Origin of the sequence: Aquimarina sp. RZ0, from assembly GCF_008370685.1 — a bacterium.
In the GTDB taxonomy this organism is placed as follows: domain Bacteria; phylum Bacteroidota; class Bacteroidia; order Flavobacteriales; family Flavobacteriaceae; genus Aquimarina.
In genome coordinates this window covers 1-3,169 of the sequence record NZ_VTZU01000167.1, presented here as the reverse complement: position 1 = coordinate 3,169, position 3,169 = coordinate 1, and the positions used below count along the sequence as shown (strand labels likewise).

At 35.1% G+C, this 3,169-nt stretch carries 3 protein-coding genes; all 3 read left to right on the top strand.

Translation table 11 applies throughout. From position 1 onward, the window contains the following. Window positions 1-1,192 precede the first annotated feature (1,192 nt). The 3 genes from F0000_RS26835 to F0000_RS26825 are packed head-to-tail and all read left to right on the top strand — an operon-like array spanning window position 1,193 to window position 2,611. On the top strand, window positions 1,193-1,744 hold the full coding sequence (locus F0000_RS26835; protein WP_149627775.1) for an RHS repeat domain-containing protein: 552 nt from the start codon (window positions 1,193-1,195) through the stop codon (window positions 1,742-1,744). 14 nt (window positions 1,745-1,758) lie between these two features. Beyond that, complete coding sequence (locus F0000_RS26830; RefSeq protein WP_149627774.1) at window positions 1,759-2,211, top strand: polymorphic toxin type 28 domain-containing protein; 453 nt, start codon at window positions 1,759-1,761, stop codon at window positions 2,209-2,211. After that, complete coding sequence (locus tag F0000_RS26825; protein WP_149627773.1) at window positions 2,183-2,611, top strand: contact-dependent growth inhibition system immunity protein; 429 nt, start codon at window positions 2,183-2,185, stop codon at window positions 2,609-2,611. Before F0000_RS26830 ends, F0000_RS26825 begins: the two co-directional genes overlap by 29 nt. The last annotated feature ends 558 nt before the right edge of the window (window positions 2,612-3,169 follow it).

The following is a 3,169-nucleotide window of genomic DNA, read 5'->3' as shown; positions in this document are numbered from 1 at the left end:
AGTTCAATACTTAGCAGGACATAAACATATTAGTTCTACAGAATCCTACAAGCAGAATAATCTTGAAAGCTTACACGAAGCTATCAACCAGTTCCATCCATTACACTAAATAACCAAGTGAGTCGCTTTGCTCCAATTAGTTATTATCACATCAGCCCAAAAAGGGCTTTTGTAATAAGCTGTTATAAGGTGTTCCTTCGTCACTTCATAAGTCATATTTTCTTCTTCCACAATTGCAGAAAAAGCAATTGTTCCAGACCGTTACAACTTCCTCACCGTTGGTCGTCAGTTTTCACTAGAAATATATGACCTTATTACGTTCCTCTTTCACTCGTAGCTACTTTTTTGCTTAAAAACAATAAAGAACGCTATCGCTGAATACTAATTTAAGCAAAATCGCTACTTCATGGGCTGCGCCGCTTGGTCGCAGCCTAGCCGATTATTTATGTTGAAGTTTATATTTTGATAAAGAAGAAAACATAAAAACCGTCTGGCACATAAAACCGTTACACTCCTTTTTATGTGTCGGCTGCTCCTCTTCGCTTCGGCTACGCCTTTGTTTTGCGTACACGCAGTTATCTTCAGTCGCCAGATGGCTATGATTAATCTTAAAGCTGAAGGTCAGCAGCTGGCTGCCGTTGCGCACTTCAGCTTTAAGATCAATCGTTCTTACTCAATTGTTGAAAACGCTTCAAAAGTGGAAGATTGAAAGGCAAATGCGGTTGTGATCTTCCATTTTTGAAGTGTTAGCCTTAGTGGCGAATGAACGTCACGCAAACTTAGGTAGTCGCAAAATGCGACCACAAAGTACTCAAAACCCTTCCAAATCAATAGAAATAAGGTTTACGACACGATTTATACGCTATAGTATTATAATATCTTCACTAGAAATCATTCTTTAAAGCTCAAATCTTCAAGTATAGCACTCGGTGCGCGGCTGTTTTACATAAACTCCAGTTATAGCTCCTGACCTTGGGAAGAGCAGGTATAACTAAAATTATGTAACACAGCTTTGATGATGCGGCTGGCTTTAGAAGTTAACTAGTACAAATACACAAACCCGTAATCAAGGTAAAGGGAGAATTACTATTTTAGCAATGCAGAAAGATACATGACAGAAAGAACGTTCTTAAAAAATAGCATCTTTGGAGGTAACCGTTAGAAAAAAAGGATGTGCGCTTAAAAAAAACGCATAAGTTATTATCCATTTGGGCTCGAACACAAAGGATACAATTCCACAATCACTGGAAGGAAACATAACTATGGATATCTAAATCAAGAAGAACAAAATGAACTTGACTTAAACTGGTTATCTTTTAGGCATAGAAACTATATGCCAGAGATTGGAAGATTCTTTGGAATAGATCCAGTGGCTGGCGACTATGTCACAATATCGCCATATCAATTTGCCCATAATAATCCTGTTTGGAAAATAGAGTTAGAAGGGCTTGAAGGACAAGAATTAAATGGTTTTGATCTTGTAAATGCACCACCATCTGGTCGAAGTGGTCAAAACCCTTCTGCTCATTTACCTCTACCAGTTGGAGATCAATCAAGTGGAACATCTTCTGGAAATAAAAACACTCGAAAACTTGTAGCAATACAAAAGAATGGCCAATTCAGTGTCAAGGGAGGTTATCCTGGTCAGGCGCTAGATGAAGCTGTAACCACAGGTATTCAGTATTTAGGGATAAACTTTCAGGAAGTAACGTCTCTAAAAGCACATCTGAGAATATACAATTAGGCACAAATTTATTGATGTTATTTACTTCAAAAGGCAAAAATGTAAAAGCTGGCACAGAAGTATTCGAACAATTAACAAAAACAGCTAGTACTAAATCTTTATCTAAAATAGCATTAAACACTTCTAAATTAAGTGGAACTGGCGGAGATATTTTAGATGGTGTTATCAAAAAGACAAATAATATTGGAACACATTTAAGTCCAAACGATTTAAAAGGAGCTGTAAAAGATATATTGGGGAGTCCATTTACGATAAATGGTAAGACTTTTGATCATATAGGAGAAGTAACAGATGCACTTAAAGGATTAGGGAAACAGATTACTAAATTGAATAAAGGAATTAAAAATGGTTCGTTTAGTGATGATGTTTTAGATGCAGCTACAAGTTTAAGAACACAGTTGCAAAATCAAAAAGATCAAATACAGAATGTTTTAAATAATGCCAGACAAGAAGCTGGTGGTTTTTAATATGAGTTTAGAAAAAACAATAAATCAATTAGAAAATAAGGCAATACCAAGACCGCCAGAATATGAGTCGCACTTGGTAAAAAGGTGTTTTGATTTAGCTAATAAGAAGCTAAAATACTTTTCTCCCGAAGACTTAAGGATTATGATAAGTCAAAATATTGGTTTAGACTATTTAATGCCTATAGCAATAGAATTATTAGAGAAAGAACCTTTTATAGAAGCAGATTATTATGAAGGCGATCTATTTTTAAATGTTCTTAAAGTTGATAAAATATTTTGGGAAAAGAACCTCGAATTTAAAGAAAAGATTTTAAGTATATTTAAAGATAATTTAGATGATTTTAAACAGTTAGATTTAGATATTCAAGAGGATCTCTATAAAGAATATGAAAAATTATAAATGTTAAATCAAATCCTGCTCTACGAATGTCTCCCGACTTCGTAGCGGTAAGAGTAAGAAATAAAAGTAAAAACCAGTTACATTGATTTGTAGCTGGTTTTTTTATGACCCGTAAGCTAATCTAGTTTTTACAGAAGCGAGTAAATTATCAATTGTATAAAAGAATATGGCTTTTGTCTGATTCTGGTAAATTAACTATATCATTTAATCTTTTAAGCATATCGGGATCACTCAATAAGTTGGTTTGTTCTGTTTCTCCTAAAAGATATCCAACAGTAGTATTTAATAATTTAGCCCCAGCTCCCGCTAAGCTGTGCTTAGTGGCGTTTTGAGTAAGCAGTAAGAGTAAGAAATAAATAGAGATGAAACAGTCAATTAGTAATAGTTGGCTGTTTTTTTATAGGTTAAGAATATGCTTTTTACCTTTATGAGGAAGTGTAATTATAACCCTGTCTCAGGGTTAAGCCCCAGGAGGGCTCTGGGATCTAGCTCCCAGAGCCCTCCTGGGGCTTGGTCGCTAAATCAAGTGCCACTCGATCTTCAAATCTAATATATAAT

Bases quoted from the DNA above. Each gene is read 5' to 3' on its own strand.
- F0000_RS26830 (WP_149627774.1), top strand. From the start codon at position 1,759: ATGTTATTTACTTCAAAAGGCAAAAATGTAAAAGCTGGCACAGAAGTA.
- F0000_RS26825 (WP_149627773.1), top strand. From the start codon at position 2,183: ATGCCAGACAAGAAGCTGGTGGTTTTTAATATGAGTTTAGAAAAAACA.